The organism is Nitratireductor sp. GZWM139, assembly GCF_030068685.1.
In the GTDB taxonomy this organism is placed as follows: Bacteria; Pseudomonadota; Alphaproteobacteria; order Rhizobiales; family Rhizobiaceae; genus Nitratireductor; species Nitratireductor aquimarinus.
Map to the genome: position 1 here is coordinate 238,637 of NZ_JAMQML010000006.1, position 14,491 is coordinate 253,127.

Annotated in this window: 15 protein-coding genes; 4 read left to right on the plus strand and 11 right to left on the minus strand. The window is 63.2% G+C overall.

All coding sequences use genetic code 11. From position 1 onward, the window contains the following. Positions 1–29 precede the first annotated feature (29 nt). The 4 genes from phnE (NDI72_RS09805) to phnC form a co-directional block, all read right to left on the minus strand. Entirely contained in the window at positions 30–1,586 is a 1,557-nt protein-coding gene (gene phnE, locus NDI72_RS09805; RefSeq protein WP_283800356.1) for a phosphonate ABC transporter, permease protein PhnE, read from the minus strand. A gap of 2 nt (positions 1,587–1,588) precedes the next feature. Next, a complete protein-coding gene (gene phnE, locus NDI72_RS09810) occupies positions 1,589–2,557 on the minus strand; it encodes a phosphonate ABC transporter, permease protein PhnE (RefSeq protein WP_206544478.1) in 969 nt (322 codons plus the stop codon). A gap of 67 nt (positions 2,558–2,624) precedes the next feature. Beyond that, positions 2,625–3,533 (minus strand): phosphonate ABC transporter substrate-binding protein, encoded by a 909-nt coding sequence (phnD, locus tag NDI72_RS09815; protein WP_206544479.1) that lies wholly within the window; start codon positions 3,531–3,533, stop codon positions 2,625–2,627. An 84-nt stretch (positions 3,534–3,617) separates the two neighbouring features. Continuing rightward, positions 3,618–4,460, minus strand: a complete 843-nt coding sequence (gene phnC / locus NDI72_RS09820) for a phosphonate ABC transporter ATP-binding protein (protein WP_206544480.1) — start codon at positions 4,458–4,460, stop codon at positions 3,618–3,620. Between the two features lie 251 nt (positions 4,461–4,711). Here phnC and NDI72_RS09825 point away from each other — a divergent pair, with 251 nt between their 5' ends. Continuing rightward, a complete protein-coding gene (locus NDI72_RS09825; protein ID WP_283800357.1) occupies positions 4,712–5,119 on the plus strand; it encodes a GFA family protein in 408 nt (135 codons plus the stop codon). Positions 5,120–5,170: 51 nt separating this feature from the next. On the opposite strand, the gene NDI72_RS09830 is transcribed toward NDI72_RS09825, so the two are convergent. Then, a complete protein-coding gene (locus tag NDI72_RS09830; protein WP_283800358.1) occupies positions 5,171–5,707 on the minus strand; it encodes a cytochrome b in 537 nt (178 codons plus the stop codon). A gap of 108 nt (positions 5,708–5,815) precedes the next feature. Between NDI72_RS09830 and NDI72_RS09835 the strand changes: the two genes are divergently transcribed. Continuing rightward, positions 5,816–6,229, plus strand: coding sequence for a MarR family winged helix-turn-helix transcriptional regulator (locus NDI72_RS09835; protein ID WP_246747171.1), 414 nt, complete (start codon positions 5,816–5,818; stop codon positions 6,227–6,229). Between the two features lie 24 nt (positions 6,230–6,253). Here NDI72_RS09835 and NDI72_RS09840 read toward each other — a convergent pair whose 3' ends face one another. Beyond that, complete coding sequence (locus NDI72_RS09840; RefSeq protein WP_113153978.1) at positions 6,254–7,210, minus strand: NAD(P)H-dependent flavin oxidoreductase; 957 nt, start codon at positions 7,208–7,210, stop codon at positions 6,254–6,256. A gap of 137 nt (positions 7,211–7,347) precedes the next feature. After that, positions 7,348–8,490: an aminotransferase class I/II-fold pyridoxal phosphate-dependent enzyme gene (locus NDI72_RS09845; RefSeq protein WP_283800359.1), complete on the minus strand. Its 1,143-nt coding sequence runs from the start codon at positions 8,488–8,490 to the stop codon at positions 7,348–7,350. 154 nt (positions 8,491–8,644) lie between these two features. On the opposite strand from NDI72_RS09845, the gene NDI72_RS09850 reads away from it, so the two are divergent. Further along, entirely contained in the window at positions 8,645–9,760 is a 1,116-nt protein-coding gene (locus tag NDI72_RS09850; protein ID WP_283800360.1) for a hypothetical protein, read from the plus strand. Between the two features lie 7 nt (positions 9,761–9,767). Here NDI72_RS09850 and NDI72_RS09855 read toward each other — a convergent pair whose 3' ends face one another. Both NDI72_RS09855 and NDI72_RS09860 read right to left on the minus strand, forming a co-directional pair. Further along, entirely contained in the window at positions 9,768–11,366 is a 1,599-nt protein-coding gene (locus tag NDI72_RS09855; protein ID WP_283800361.1) for a cisplatin damage response ATP-dependent DNA ligase, read from the minus strand. Next, positions 11,366–12,376 carry a ligase-associated DNA damage response exonuclease gene (locus NDI72_RS09860; protein ID WP_283800362.1) on the minus strand — a complete coding sequence of 337 codons (1,011 nt, stop codon included), beginning with the start codon at positions 12,374–12,376 and terminating at the stop codon, positions 11,366–11,368. The genes NDI72_RS09855 and NDI72_RS09860 overlap by 1 nt, the downstream gene beginning before the upstream one ends. A gap of 127 nt (positions 12,377–12,503) precedes the next feature. On the opposite strand from NDI72_RS09860, the gene NDI72_RS09865 reads away from it, so the two are divergent. Next, positions 12,504–13,478 carry a class I SAM-dependent methyltransferase gene (locus tag NDI72_RS09865; RefSeq protein ID WP_283800363.1) on the plus strand — a complete coding sequence of 325 codons (975 nt, stop codon included), beginning with the start codon at positions 12,504–12,506 and terminating at the stop codon, positions 13,476–13,478. 55 nt (positions 13,479–13,533) lie between these two features. On the opposite strand, the gene bfr is transcribed toward NDI72_RS09865, so the two are convergent. Continuing rightward, entirely contained in the window at positions 13,534–14,019 is a 486-nt protein-coding gene (gene bfr / locus NDI72_RS09870) for a bacterioferritin (protein WP_113153984.1), read from the minus strand. Beyond that, positions 13,985–14,299 (minus strand): (2Fe-2S)-binding protein, encoded by a 315-nt coding sequence (locus tag NDI72_RS09875; protein WP_113153985.1) that lies wholly within the window; start codon positions 14,297–14,299, stop codon positions 13,985–13,987. Before NDI72_RS09875 ends, bfr begins: the two co-directional genes overlap by 35 nt. Positions 14,300–14,491: the final 192 nt, after the last annotated feature.

Here is a 14,491-nt window from a genome sequence, read left to right on the forward strand (position 1 = left end):
AGCAGCCAATTTCCCCTGCGTCATCCTCTTCACGGCTGCCTGCCGATCAGACGCTGACGCAGAAGGTTGGAGATGTTGTCGAAGACGAACACGACAAGCAGGATCAGGATGACCATGTAGGCCACGTTTTCCCAGTCCTGATTGGTGCGCATCGCTTCCCAGAGCTTGAGGCCGATGCCGCCGGCGCCAACGGCGCCGATGATGGTGGCGGAGCGGGTGTTGGACTCCCAGAAATAGAGCGCCTGGCTCAAAAAGACCGGCAGAACCTGCGGCACCACGCCATAGCGCTGGACCGAGGCAGGGGCCGCGCCGACGGAGCGCACACCCTCACGCTGCTTGTCGTCGATGTTCTCCAGCGCTTCCGAGTAGAGCTTGCCGAACGTGCCGGTGTCGGTGAAGAAGATCGCCGAGATACCGGCCAGCGGTCCCGGCCCGAAGGCGCGGGTGAAGAACAGCGCCCAGATCAGCATGTCCACCGAGCGGAGGAAGTCGAAGAAGCGCTTGAGCACCTGATTGACGACCCGGTTGGGCATGATGTTGCGGGCTGCGGCAAAGGCCAGCGGGAAGGCCAGCATCGACGCCAGCACCGTGCCGGCGAAGGCCATGACGATGGTCTGCAGCAGCTTCAGCCACACATCGCCATGCTGCCAGTCGGCATTGTTGACGAAATTGTTCCAGGCGAGCGACAGGTTGGAGCGGTCCGCCTCGATGCGGTCGCCGAAGAAGATCGTTCCCAGAACCTCGCCGGCCGACATGTCCCAATAGGGCGAGCGGGTGTCGAAGAAGAAGTTCTCCCAGCCGATGAAACGGCGGCGCACTTTCACTTCGTCATCCTCGATCTCGGCGCGTCCGGCAAATCCGAAGCGTACGATCACCTTCGCGCCCGGCGCGCGCTGGCTTGCCCACTCGGGCAGCGGTCCGCGTGCATTGACGCTGACGCGCTCCTCGATGTCGAGTTCCAGCGTTTCGCCCCTGTGGGTCACGGTCACGAAGCCCGGCTGAACGCGGATATGCGTATCGCCGCCGAAGGAGATGTCGGCGCTGACCACGGCTTCCTCGCGCATCGTCGCAGGAGCCTGCGGCGCAGCTTCCGCCTCGGTCGCGGGGCTTTCCGTGGTGGTGGAAGAAGGGGCCATCGCGCCCAGAAAACCACCGTCTTCCTTCTTGGCAGGTTCGGCGTCGAGCGAGCCGAGGAAACCGGCTCCGCTGGTCGCGCCGCCCGTGGCGTTGCCCGCCGCAGCGCTTGCCGCCACGCGGCGTTCGACCATGGCGGTCTCGGTCGTCAGCCATTCCGGCCTTGGGTCGCTGCCGAGCGGCGAGAAGCGCGGAAAGGAAACATCCAGCGCATCGCCGTCATATTCGATGTCCGGGCGGATTTCATAGGAAACCCAGTCGGCCAGATAGCTGCCCGCAATGTCCCAGTTGCCGTTGGAGATGACCTGCCCGATGGCGAAGAACCACCAGGCGAAGACCATGTAGAGGGCGATGGCGGTGATGATGATCACGCCGCGCAGGCGCTCCATCAGCGGACGGTGAAACACATCCGCGTGGCGCGCGGCGATGGCGTTGGCTTCGATCTCGGTCATGATCAGCCTCCCCGGCCGAATTCGAATGCCTGCTTGCCGACAATGCGGCCGCGCAGCCAGGCCGAAAGCTGGTCGACCGCGACGATGGTGCAGAACAGAAGAAGGATGATGGCGAGCGTCTTGGCTTCATGCGTGCGGCTGATCGAGAGGCGCAGCGCCTCGCCGATGCCGCCGCCGCCGACCGCGCCAATGATGGTGGAGGCGCGCACGTTGATTTCCAGACGCAGCAGCGCGTAGCTCAGGAAGTTGGGCATGACCTGCGGCACGATGGAGAACCAGACGCGCTCCACCCAGTTCGCACCGGCGGCGCGCAGGCCTTCCTCGGCCTTCATGTCGGCGTTCTCGACCACTTCGAAGAACATCTTGCCAAGCGCGCCGACCGTGTGGATCGACACCGCGATGATGGCGGGCACGGCCCCGATGGTCAGCACGGCCAGAAAGAAGCCGGCGATCACGATCTCGGGGAAGGCGCGCAGCACTTCCATGAAACGGCGCACGAAGAAGCGCAGCCAGCGCCGCGTCGTCAGGTTCGATGCGGCCAGGAAGCACAGAACGAAGCCAAGGCCGAAGCCGATCAGCGTGGAAACCAGCGCAATGTTGATGGTCTCCAGCATCTTGTAGAAATATTCGGGCAGATAGAGCGTCTCGGTGAGATAGATCCGTCCGTCGGGATAATTGTATTTCAGGCTGCCATCGTCATAGGGCGAGGGCAGGTCGAACAGGGCGCGCCAGATTTCCCAGCCATCGCGCGGCATCATCTGTCCCACGAAATCGAACAGATAGGGCAGTCGGTCGAAGAACTTGCCGGCGTTCGATTCATTGGCAAACCAGAGCGAACCGCTCATGGCGAGAACCATGAACACGATGCCGCCAATGGTGTAGAGACGACGGCGTCCGGCCAGTTCGCGCCAGTGGCGCTCCACGGCCTGGCCGGCTTCGGAAAGAAGCGGGGAATGGGTCGTTGCTGTCATGTTTGGCACGCCTGTGCGACAACGCCGCCGGCACAGGCCGGCGGCGCGTCAGATTGCGGGAAAGGGATCAGGAACCGATCTTGGAGCGACGGGCGTCGATGATCGGCTCGTAGAATGCCGGCGTCACTTCGGTGTAGCCCTTGTAGTCGCCGCCCTGGATGGCTGCGAAGCACTCCGGATCGGCTTCCGGCATTTCCATCATGAAGGTCTTGAACTTGTTCTTCATGTCGGCGTCCATGGAGGTGCGAACCACGACCGGACCGTTCGGGATCAGCGGGGACTTCCAGAGCTCAACCAGATCGTCCATGTCGAGAATGCCCTTCTCGACCATCTTGTGCAGGTTGCCGGAGGTGTAGCCGTCGGAGAACTCGCCAACGCCCGAAGCCCAGGTCGTGCCGGCGTCGAACGTTCCCTTCACGACTTCGAGAACCAGGTTCTCGTGGCCGCCGCCGAAGCCGGTCTCGCCAAAGAACTCTTCAACCGAAGCGTTGACTGCCTTGGGCAGCGTGACGGCGGGAACGAGGTAGCCGGAGGTGGAGTCCGGATCGGCGAAGCCGAGCTTCTTGCCCTTCATGTCTTCCAGCGTTGCGATGCCGGAATCCTTGCGGGCCACCATGATCGAGTGATAGCCGGTCGAACCGTCGGTCTGCACCGTGGTGAGGATCGGCTCAACGGCCTCCGGATCTTCCAGATAGACCTTTGCATAGCCCGAAGCGCCGAGCTCGGCATAGTCGAGCGTGCCGCCGAGCAGGCCCTGGATCACGCCGTCATAGTCGGCAGCCGGGAACAGGGCGACCTTCTCGACGCCCAGAACCTCGGGGAGCTTGTCGACGATGCAGGAGAAATTGCGCAGGCGGTCGGCTTCGTTTTCGCCGCCGAGAATGCCGATGCGGAACTCTTTCAGATCTTCGGCCTGTGCGCCGCCAACCATGATCGCGGTGAGCGCAACGGCGCCCATAAGAGCTTTCTTGAACATGATGTCTCTCCATTTGGGTGCCGGCCTTGCCGGCGGGGTTTCAAGCAGGTGGAGCCCGTTACGCGGGCGAGACGATCCCGTGGATCAGACGGCGGCGAGCGCCGGTTGAGCCTGACCGGTCGATTTTCTTGCCGGCTGCGGAGCCGGAACATTGATGCTGGTGGAAGTGATGGCTTCGGAAAGTTCCGCGCCTTCTTCGCCGCCATAAATGGTGCGCACCGCTTCGCTGGTCAGCGCCTCGGGCGGGCCGTCGAAAACCACCGCGCCCTTGGCCATGCCGACGATGCGGTTGCAATAGGCGCGCGCCGTGTCGAGCGTGTGCAGGTTGGTGATGACGGTGATGCCTTCGCGGGCGTTGATGTCGGCGAGCGAATCCATCACCACCTTGGCGTTGAGCGGATCGAGCGAAGCGATCGGCTCGTCGGCGAGGATCACCTTCGGCTCCTGCATGAGCGCACGGGCAATCGCCACACGCTGCTGCTGGCCACCGGAAAGCGTGCCGGCGCGCTGCAGCGCCGTCTGGGCGATGTCGAGGCGCTCAAGCGCTGCAATCGCCTGAATGCGCTCTTCCCGCGTAAACATGTTGAGCAGGTTGAGCACCGTGGAGCGGTGGTTGAGCCTGCCAAGCAGAACATTGGTGAGCACGTCGAGGCGCGGCACCAGGTTGAACTGCTGGAAGATCATCGCGCAGTCGCGCTGCCAGCGACGCAGTTCCGCGCCTTTCAGCGCGGAGACTTCCTTGCCCTGAAAGAAGATCGATCCTTCGGACGGATCGATCAGGCGGTTGATCATGCGCAGAAGCGTCGATTTGCCGGCGCCTGAGCGACCGATGACACCGACCATCTGGCCCTGTTCGATTTTCAGTTCCACGTCGCGCACGGCCGTGTTTGGCCCGAAACGACGGGTGACCTGACGAATTTCAAGCATGTGCTCTTCCCGTTAAGCGCCTTGTTGCGGCTCTTCCGTGGGCTTGTCGCCCTTGTTGGTCATTCGCCTAACGGGTGCGGATGAAACCTGCATGTCGATGAGATGACGGTTTTCTGACAGCGCACAGCAGCGATTGAAGCCCCGGAGCCGCCCTGGGGCGATGGCCGCTCATGCGGTCGGGTGCTTCTGGATGCGCGCACGGGCGCTTTGTGATAGAGACACGGCCGCTTCAAAAAGAGATGAGAGAGTATATGACCCAGAAGAACGAGGGTTCCTGCCAGTGCGGGGCAGTCAAATTTCAGATTTCCGGCCCGTTCGAGAGCTTCTTTCTTTGTCACTGCTCCCGTTGCCGTAAGGATACCGGGTCGGCGCATGCGGCCAATCTTTTCTCCACCGTGGCGAAGATCACCTGGCTGTCAGGAGAAGACCGGATCAAGACTTACCGGGTGCCCGAAAGCCGGCATGAAAAAAGCTTCTGCAGCGAATGCGGCTCGGCAGTTCCAGGCATCCAGATGGATGGCGCACTTCTCGTCGTGCCTGCGGGCAGCCTCGACACACCGGTCGATATTCGCCCGAACGCGCATATCTGTCTTTCCAGCCGAGCCAACTGGGATGACGGGCTGGATGAGGTAAGCCGGCTGGAGGGCCTGCCGGGTTAAACGCCTTTGCCATTGCCGGTGCGTTCTGGCCGGCGGCGTGTGAGCGGGGCGTTAGCGCCCCAGCCCCATGCGCCCAAGAAGCCCGTCGCGCATGACGAAATGGTGGTAGAGCGCGGCGGCGGTGTGGAATGCCAGAAGCGCGATCAGAAGCCGGCTTCCCAGACCATGCGGCGCGCGCGGCAGATAGGTGGTGAAGTCCGGCAGCGGCGTCGTGGCGCCTGCAAAAAGGGTCGCGCCCGCGCCGGAGAGCGCCAGCATGCCGATGCCGCTGGCTCCCATGCCAAGAATGATCACGTAAAGCAGGCCGTGCACGATATGCGCGGCTCGCGCCTGCCAGCGCGGCGTGCCGGCGGCATCGGCCGGTTTGGCATCGCCCAGCCACCACCAGCCGATCCGCATCAGCGTCAAAAGCACAACGAAGATGCCAAGCGTGGCATGGATGCGCAGAAGCACGAGCCTGTCTGCCGCCTCCATCGCGTCTGCCGCCTGAAAACCGGAGGCCAGAATGCCGACAATGGCCACGGCCGTTGTCCAGTGAATGGCAATCGCAACCGCTCCATAGCGGTCATCAGTGCTTTTCCAGCGCATGGTCCTTCTCCTTGCGGGGATACCGTCGATGCAATATACATAGCATGCAATATAAATGAATAGCAAGCTATATAAATGACTTTCAGGCGTGAACGATCTGCAGGCTATATGACGAACTGGGCAGCGCGGCTTTTCGCGCGCGCCATCGACCGCAATTTGAGGGACATCGGCGTGACCAGCGGCATGCTGCCGGTGTTCTTCGCGCTGGGTGAGGGAGCCTGGCTATCGCAGAAGGCGCTCACGAAAAGCGCCGGCATCGAGCAGCCGACCATGGCGGCAACGCTGTTGCGCATGGAGCGCGATGGTCTGATCGAGAGACGGGCCGACCCGGAAGACCGGCGCAGCCGGCTGATCGGTTTGACCCCGGATGCGATGGAAAAGGCGGTGCGTGTCAGGCAGGCGGTTGGTTCTGTGAACGGCCTCGCGCTCGAAGCCCTCACCGATGCGGAGCGCGCGCACTATCTGGCGTTGCTCGAAAAGATCGTCTCGTCGCTACAGGACAGTCTGAGCGACGAGGGGTGATCTCTCCAAGATCACGATCTGGTCTCAGCGCGGCGTGCAGAGCCGGTCTTTTGCGGCGGCATATTCTGCCGCAAGCCGGTCCACCAGCGCGCCAGCGCCGGTGATCTCGCTCACCGCGCCGACACCCTGTCCGCTGCCCCAGATGTCGCGCCAGGCCTTTGCGTCGGCGCTGGCGAAATTCATCTTCGAGGGGTCGGCTTCCGGCAGGTTGTCGGGATCCATGCCAGCGTTGACGATGGACCCCTTCAGATAGTTGCCGTGCACGCCGGTGAACAGGTTGGAATAGACGATGTCGGCTGCGCGCGAAGAGACGATCATCTCCTTGTAGTCGTCGCTGGCGCGCGCCTCATGGGTGGCGATGAAGGGCGAGCCGATATAGGCGAGGTCCGCGCCCATGGCCTGAGCGCCCAGAACCGCGCCGCCATTGGCGATGGCGCCCGAGAGAAGCAGCGGCCCGTCGAACCACTGCCGGATTTCCTGCACCAGCGCGAAGGGCGAGAGCGTGCCTGCATGGCCGCCGGCCCCGGTTGCAACCGCGATCAGCCCGTCAGCGCCCTTCTCGATGGCCTTGCGCGCATGGCGGTCGTGAATGATGTCGTGCAGCACGATGCCGCCATAGGAGTGGACGGCCTGGTTCACTTCCTCGACCGCGCCCAGCGAGGTGATGACGATTGGCACCTTGTGGTCCACGCAGACCCTCAGGTCATGCTCCAGCCGGTCATTGGACCGGTGAACGATCTGGTTGACCGCGAAGGGGGCGGAGGGACGATCCGGGTTCTGTGCGTCATGCGCAGCCAGTTCTTCGGTGATCTGCGAAAGCCACTCGTCGAGCTGCTCCTTGGGGCGGGCGTTGAGCGCGGGAAACGAGCCCACCACGCCGGCCTTGCACTGCGCCACCACCAGCGGCGGATGCGAGATGATGAACAGAGGCGCGCCGACCACGGGCAAACGCAATTTGTCGAAAACGGCCGGAAGCGCCATTGGCTATCCCCTCTATTGACGTATTCGTAAACGTCAAAACTTCTACAGCATCTCACCCCTTGTTGGGAACCCTTGATCTTGCGGGCTCCCGAAGCGTCCCGGGGACCCTTGTCGCATTTTTTGCGCCGGGCGTCTCCTCACCCGGCCGCAACACCGTTGTGACGGCGTTCGAGAAAGGCCCGCATCGCGGTCAGTCCCGCGTCGATGCCCCGGCGGCCAAAGCCGATGCGGAAGCGTCCGGCCGGCGCATCCATCAGCTCGGAATGATAGACCGAGGCGGGCAGAAGCAGCACGCCCTGCTCTTCGACCAGATCGCGGCAGAAGGCTTCCACGCCGTCGGCGCCCCTGTAACGCGGATAGGCCACGCAGCCGCCATCGGGCCGTGTCCAGTCGAACAGGTCGGCATGGTCGGCGAAGAACGCGTCCATCTTCTCCAGGTTTTCGGCAATCAGAGCGCGGTTTCGCGCAAGAATGCGGTCGCTCACCGAAAGCGCCATCACCGCCAGACGCTCGCTGGGAGCGGAATTGCAGATCGAGAGGTAGTGCTTGTAGCGCTCGAATTTCAGCAGGAGCGCCGTGTCCGGGCTGGCGATCCAGCCAATGCGCAGGCCCGGCAGGCCGTAGGCCTTGGACATCACGTTGAGCGAGATGCCTTTCTCATAGATCTCGGCGGCCTGCGGCAGGCGCTTGCTCTCGTCGCGCTCCAGAAGCCGATAGACCTCGTCGCTGAAAAGATAGAGATCATGCGCGCGGCAGATCTCCACCAGTTCCGCAAAATCGTCCTGCGGCATCAGCGCGCCGGTCGGGTTGTTGGGCAGGTTGACGGAAATGAGCTTTGTGTTGGGGCGGATCGCGGCGCGCACCGCGTCGAGGTCGAGCCGCCAGTTCTCGTCTTCCAGAAGCGGCACGCCGGTAACGGCGCACAGGCCGAGCGGCACGGTCTCGGCCGCCTGATAGTTGGGCACCGAGACGATGGCGTGGTCGTCGGGCGTGAGCATCACCCGCATGGCGGCGTAGATGCCTTCCTCCGCCCCGGCGAAGCAGAGAATGTTGCTGGCGGAAAGCCCGTCATAGGTGGCGGCGATGGCCTCGCGCAGATCAGGCGCGCCCCAGGTTTCCGTGTAGCCGAGCCAGAGACTGTCGAGCTGTTCGCGCGCCGCCGGCCCTGCCATCTGCGTCAGTTCGCCGAGCGTCATGCTCTCCATGTCCGAAGCGGTCATGTGATGCCGGGCATTGAACTCCCAGCGGGAAAAATGAACTTCGAGCGCGAAATCACGCATTTCAGTCTCCTCCGGCCTTGTTTTGAGCGGTTTGTGAACCGTTTTCCGCGCGTTGCGCCGGAAGGATGGATTGTTCACACCTTGTTATCACCGTTGATTGCATACTCACCAACGGTTAACCATGGGGCAAAGCAGGCAAAGAGGGCAGCCAGCCTTGGACGCAATAGAAAAAGCCATAAGAAAGGCGTTCGAAAAGGGCGACGCAGACAAGCGGTCCTTTCGTGAGAAGGTCTACCGCTCGGCGTTTGCCGCGCTGGAGCGCACGCTTGAGGCACGCGAGGATCTCTCGGACGAGGCGAAACTCGCCCGGCGTGAGAACCTGAAGGCGACGATCACCGAAATCGAAACGGAATTCGTTCCTGCAGCCGCGCCCCGTCGCCCGGCCGCGCCGGAACCCGAAGCGCCACAGCGGCAGGAGCCGAGGCCCGCGCCGCGTCAGGCCCCTTCGCCTCAGGCCCCATCGCCCGAGGTGACGCCCGAGCCGCGTCGCGCACAAGTGCGGCGCGCCGAAAGCGACTTCACGCCGCAGATCGACCGCGCAGACCGGCCTTCCGCACCCGACCAGCCGTCGGATGCGGAAACCAAGCGCCGCATTCGCGCGGCCCTGCCAAGGCAGCGCCGCCCCTACGCCATGCTGTTTCTCGTGGCGACCCTGGTGGCCTTTGTCGCCATGGGGCTCTGGTGGACGTTTTCCAGTGGCATCCTGATGTCCAGCGCCGAACGCGACACCAGCGTTCCCAATCCGCCGCTGGCGCTTGAGGAAGAAGAGTTCTCGACGGGCAGCGACGAGACCACGGGCACGCAGGGCGCATCGGGCACAAGCCGCGCTGCGGGCGAGTGGATCACCGTGTTCGATCCGACCGACCCGACGACGGTCGCCGCGTCCAATGGCGGCAATGTGGATGTCATGCGCAATGATGATCGTGTGTTCCTGCGCATCAGCACGGCGGGCAATGCCGGCGTCACCTTCGATGTGGGGCAGGGCATTCTCGAAACGCTGGCAGGCCGCAGCGCGATCTTCAGCATTGAGGCGCGTTCGCAGGATGGCGAGGAAACGCAGCTTTCGCTGTCGTGCAATTTCGGCGCGCTCGGCGGCTGCGGACGCACCCGCTATGTGGTCGGCCCCTCACGGGCGGATTATCTGTTCGAGGTCACGCTGCCGGATGAGCGGCCCAATGGCGGCGGCACAATCACCATCGTTCCCGATGTGACGGGCGGCGGCAAGGCGCTCGACATCTTCGCGATCCGGGCAGCGGTCGCGACGCAGTGACTGCCCGCTAGTCCGCCAAAAGCGCCATAAGGGTTTCCAGCCGGTCGGCCTCGGCCGCCGGCTTGTCCCAGCGCAGGCGCGAGATGCGTGGAAAGCGCATGGCGACGCCCGATTTGTGGCGCGTCGAGCGGTTCAGCCCTTCAAAGGCGACTTCCAGAACGAGGCCATGGCCGGGCTCCGCGCGCACCGAGCGCACGGGGCCGAAACGCTCCACCGTGTTGTCGCGCACATATTTGTCGATCAGCTTCAGTTCTTCATCGGTAAAGCCGAAATAGGCCTTGCCGACCGGCACCAGTTCGGGTGCGTCGTCCGGGCCTCTCCAGACGCCGAATGTATAGTCCGAATAATAGCTCGACCGTTTTCCGTGGCCGCGCTGGGCGTACATCAGGACCGCATCGACGGTGAACGGATCGCGCTTCCATTTGAACCACGGCCCCTTTGGACGACCCGGCACATAGGCGGAATCGCGCCGTTTCAGCATCACCCCTTCGATCACGGGATGCGGCGGATTGCGGCGCTTTTCCTCAAGCTCCTCCCAGCCTGAAAAGCCGACCATGGGCGAAAGGTCGAACCGGTGTTCTGAAAGCGCCGGCAGTTCGCTTTGCAGAATGGCGCGCCGCTCGGCAAAGGGCAGGGCGCGCAGATCATCATCGCCGATCTGGAGAAGATCGTAGCAGCGCAGAAAAACGGGGTATTCGGCGAGCATCTTCTTCGAGACCGTCTTGCGGTTCAGGCGCTGTTGCAGATCTGAAAACGTGCCGGTTTTAAGGCCCGGATTTCCGACCAGAAGTTCTCCATCCAGCGTCATTTCGGCATCGAATTCCGCCAAAAGATCGGGAAATGCGCCGGAAATATCGTCGCCGGTGCGCGAATAAAGGCGTTTCACACCGTCTTCGCACGTCGCCTGCACGCGGATGCCGTCCCACTTCCATTCGGCGGCATAGTCGCCCGGATCGAGTTTTCCGAGATCGCCCTCGCCGACCGGGTGGGCGAGCATGACCGGTCGGAACAGCGCTTTTGCTGCGCTGACCGGCTTTTCGGCCTTGCCCTCAAGCCAGGCGAAAAGCGTTTCATAGGGCGGTTCGAGCCCGTGCCAGAGCTCTTCGATCTCACCCACATCCCTGTCGCCAAAGGCGGCAAGCGCCTGTTTGGCAAGACGCGCCGAAACGCCGATCCGCAAGCCCCCGGTCGCCAGTTTGATGAGCGCGAAACGGGCGGAAGGGTCGAGCCGGTCGAGCAGGCTTGCAATGACTGTTGGCGCTTCGGCACGGCCAAGCCTTGCGAGGGTTTCGACGATTTCGGCGAGCGCCGGCGGCGGGGTCTCGCTGTCGGGGGCGGCGGGCCAGACCAGCGAAATGGTTTCGGCGAGATCGCCCACATAATCGTAGGAACAGGCGAAAAGCACCTCGTCCATGCGCTCGGAAATCAGGGTGCGCAGCATGGCGGGTTTGACCGCCGGAAAATCCAGACCGCCCGTGAGTGCGGTGAGCGCATAGCCCCGGTCGGGATCGGGCACGGTGCGGAAATAATTCGCCAGAAGCCGCAGCTTGCCATTGCGCGAGGGGGTGAGGACGAGACGGTCGAGGAGATCGGCGAAACGCTGCATCACTCGGCCTCGTCTTCATAGCCGACAAGGTTGAGCGGGCGCGCGGCGATGCCGTTCAGCTCGCACCAGCGCACGATGGCTTCTTCGCGCCCATGGGTCACCCACACTTCGTCCGCCTCCGTTTCGCGGATGGTGGCGGTGAGTTCGTTCCAGTCGGCATGGTCGGACAGGATCAGCGGAAGCTCGACGCCGCGCTGTCTGGCGCGCTGACGAATGCGCATCCAGCCGGAGGCGAAGACATTGAGCGGGTCGGCGAAACGGCGCGTCCAGCGCTCGCCGAAAACCGAGGGCGGGGCGACGATGATCTGGCCCGCGCCGCGATCGACAATGCCTTTGTCGTCGGTGGCCGGGGCGAGTTCGCCGAGCTTGATGCCCTGACCCTGATAGTAGTTGCAGAGCTTGGCCAGTGCGCCGTGAATGAGGATCGGCGCATCATGGCCAGCGGCGCGCAGGAGGCCGATGACGCGCTGCGCCTTGCCGAGCGAATAGGCGCCGACGATGTGGGCGCGCTCCGGGAACTGGGCAAGCGAGGCGGTCAGCCTGCGGATCTCGTTCAGCGGATCGGGATGGACGAAGACGGGGAGCCCGAAGGTCGCTTCGGTGATGAAGACATCGCAGCGCACCGGCTCGAATGGTGCGCAGGTGGCGTCTGGATGGCGCTTGTAGTCGCCGGAGGCGACGATGCGCAGCCCGTTGGCCTCGACCGCGATCTGCGCCGAGCCGAGCACATGGCCTGCGGGGTGAAACGAGACGGTGACACCATCGATGGAAAGCTTCTCGCCATAGGCAAGGGCCTGCCGGCTTTCGGCAAAATCCGCGCCGTAGCGCAGCTCCATGATGTCGAGTGTCTGCCCTGTCGCCAGCACATGGCGATGGCCCGCGCGGGCGTGGTCGGCATGGCCATGCGTGATGAGCGCCCGCTCCACCGGGCGAACGGGATCGATGTAGAAATCGCCGGGCGGGCAATAAAGCCCTGCCGGACGCGGGTGGAGCAGATCGTGCGGCTTCATGGAACCACAAGATAGGATTTTTTTCTGATGGTGAAAGATATGCTTGTCAGGAGAGATTTCCGGGAGCATAAACGCCCACCGCCCGCGTGGGTCCTGACCCAGGGCACCCCGGAAAAATTCAAACTGTATGAACCCATTCATCTTCACCTCGGGTAACCTCCTGGCCGATCGCCGGGCGGAGTACGCCGAGATGTTGCTGGAAAACGGGGAGTTTGCGGCGGCAGCCGGCCTGATGGGCGAGGCGCTGGAACTCGCGCCGGACTGGATCGCAGGGCATTATCGACATGGCGAAATGCTGGCCGAGGCCGGCGAGATCGCGGCGGCGGTGGACGCCTGGCGCACGGTGCTGCGGCTTGATCGCGAAGACAGGCTGGGCGCAGCGCTCAAGCTTGAGCTGCATGGCGCGCTGGACGGTCTTGAAGCCGCTCCTTCCGCCTTTGTCGAAACGCTGTTCGATCAATATGCTGAAACCTTCGACGCTTCGCTGGTGGACAAACTTGGCTACCGCGTGCCGCAATTGCTGGAAGAGGCGCTTCTGCGCCTTGGCCGCGACAGCTTTGCCCATGCGGTCGATCTTGGCTGCGGCACCGGCCTCATGGGCGAGCGTCTGCGATCCCGCGTGAGCTTTCTGGAAGGGCTCGATATCTCCGCCGAGATGCTGAAGCGGGCCGGCGGAAAGCACATATACGACCGTCTGGAGCGGGCCGATCTGGCCGCGCTCTCGACCCTGCCGCGCAAGGCCGATCTGGTGACGGCGGCCGATGTGTTCATGTATCTGGGCGCGCTGGAGCGGCTTTTTGCGACGGCGGGCGCGTCGCTTGCGCCGGGAGCGCTCTTCGTCTTCTCGGTCGAACATCACGCGGGGCCGGAGGCAATGGTGCTGCGCGCCTCGCGCCGTTATGCCCATTCCGAGCCGCATCTGCGTGCAGCGCTGGCGGAAGCGGGGTTCGAGCCGGTCCTTTTGGAGAAGGCGGCGATCCGGATGGATCGCGGTGAGCCCATAGAAGGGCTGATCGTGGTGGCGGAGCGAACCGGGGCGGCGCGCAAGCTGGGCGATGCGGCGCTCGTTCCGGGTGCAAAACAGCGGCCAAGAGCGCATTGATCACAGGAGTGGAATGGCCGGGAGCGGGTGCTCGACCGGCCATTCCTAAGCCAGATTACTCGGCTTCGTCGGCAGAGCCGGCGTTCAGCTGGCCGTATTTGGCCTCGCCGATGGTCTCAAGAAGCTCAAGCTGGGTTTCGAGGAAGTCGATATGGCCTTCCTCATCGGCCAGAAGCTCTTCAAACAGTTTCATGGATACGTAGTCGCCGGCGGCGTTACAGTCGTCGCGGGCCTCTTTGTACAGCTTGCGGGCATCGTGCTCGCCAGCCAGATCGGCTTCGAGAACCTCTTTGAGGTTCTGGCCGATGCGCAGCGGTCCAACGACCTGCAGGTTGGGATGACCTTCAAGGAAGATGATGCGCTCGACCAGCTTGTCGGCGTGGTGCATTTCCTCGATGGATTCCTCGCGTTCCTTCTTCGCCAGTTTGGTGAAGCCCCAGTCTTCCAGAAGGCGATAGTGCAGCCAGTACTGGTTGACCGCCCCGAGTTCATGGGTGAGGGCTTCGTTAAGCCGCTCGATAACCTTTTTGTCGCCTTTCATTAAACCTGCTCCCGTAGCGCTCGCGCAGGGCGCGAACCTGGTCAAGATATGTCACGACTTCAGCGCCTTCGCTTTCGGCGTGACGGTGGTGGTATTCTTCCGTTACACGGATGATCGTTTCCACCACATTTGGGAAGCAGCCGCAACAGCGACCTCGTTTGGAAAGCGTGTGATAAACCTTGGCCGGCACGATGAGCTGCCAGGGGTCTTCGTCCAGCATCGAAACGATGGTGTCCTCGACCTCTTTCTGGGTGATCAGGTTGCACTGACAGACGAGCATGGCGACGTCAAACGCTCCGTGGCTTTGCAAGGTCAAGCCCACAGGCAAGGGTTGAACCTTCGTGCCGGAGTGTGTCGGAAAACGCGCCCGTATCAGCGAAAGACTGCCGGCAGGTTTTGCGGCAGACAGGGCTTGCGGGCGACGACAGACGTCCTGCGATCGAAAGGGTTGAAGGCCCCAACACCATGGACG

Excerpts from the sequence above, each read along its gene's own strand:
- phnD (WP_206544479.1), bottom strand. The coding sequence starts at position 3,533 with ATGTTCAAGAAAGCTCTTATGGGCGCCGTTGCGCTCACCGCGATCATG.
- NDI72_RS09840 (WP_113153978.1), bottom strand. The coding sequence starts at position 7,210 with ATGGCGCTTCCGGCCGTTTTCGACAAATTGCGTTTGCCCGTGGTCGGC.
- NDI72_RS09860 (WP_283800362.1), bottom strand. The coding sequence starts at position 12,376 with ATGAAGCCGCACGATCTGCTCCACCCGCGTCCGGCAGGGCTTTATTGC.
- phnE (WP_283800356.1), bottom strand. The coding sequence starts at position 1,586 with ATGACCGAGATCGAAGCCAACGCCATCGCCGCGCGCCACGCGGATGTG.
- NDI72_RS09835 (WP_246747171.1), top strand. The coding sequence starts at position 5,816 with ATGACGAACTGGGCAGCGCGGCTTTTCGCGCGCGCCATCGACCGCAAT.
- phnE (WP_206544478.1), bottom strand. The coding sequence starts at position 2,557 with ATGACAGCAACGACCCATTCCCCGCTTCTTTCCGAAGCCGGCCAGGCC.
- NDI72_RS09830 (WP_283800358.1), bottom strand. The coding sequence starts at position 5,707 with ATGCGCTGGAAAAGCACTGATGACCGCTATGGAGCGGTTGCGATTGCC.
- phnC (WP_206544480.1), bottom strand. The coding sequence starts at position 4,460 with ATGCTTGAAATTCGTCAGGTCACCCGTCGTTTCGGGCCAAACACGGCC.
- bfr (WP_113153984.1), bottom strand. The coding sequence starts at position 14,019 with ATGAAAGGCGACAAAAAGGTTATCGAGCGGCTTAACGAAGCCCTCACC.
- NDI72_RS09855 (WP_283800361.1), bottom strand. The coding sequence starts at position 11,366 with ATGCAGCGTTTCGCCGATCTCCTCGACCGTCTCGTCCTCACCCCCTCG.
- NDI72_RS09865 (WP_283800363.1), top strand. The coding sequence starts at position 12,504 with ATGAACCCATTCATCTTCACCTCGGGTAACCTCCTGGCCGATCGCCGG.
- NDI72_RS09875 (WP_113153985.1), bottom strand. The coding sequence starts at position 14,299 with ATGCTCGTCTGTCAGTGCAACCTGATCACCCAGAAAGAGGTCGAGGAC.
- NDI72_RS09825 (WP_283800357.1), top strand. The coding sequence starts at position 4,712 with ATGACCCAGAAGAACGAGGGTTCCTGCCAGTGCGGGGCAGTCAAATTT.
- NDI72_RS09845 (WP_283800359.1), bottom strand. The coding sequence starts at position 8,490 with ATGCGTGATTTCGCGCTCGAAGTTCATTTTTCCCGCTGGGAGTTCAAT.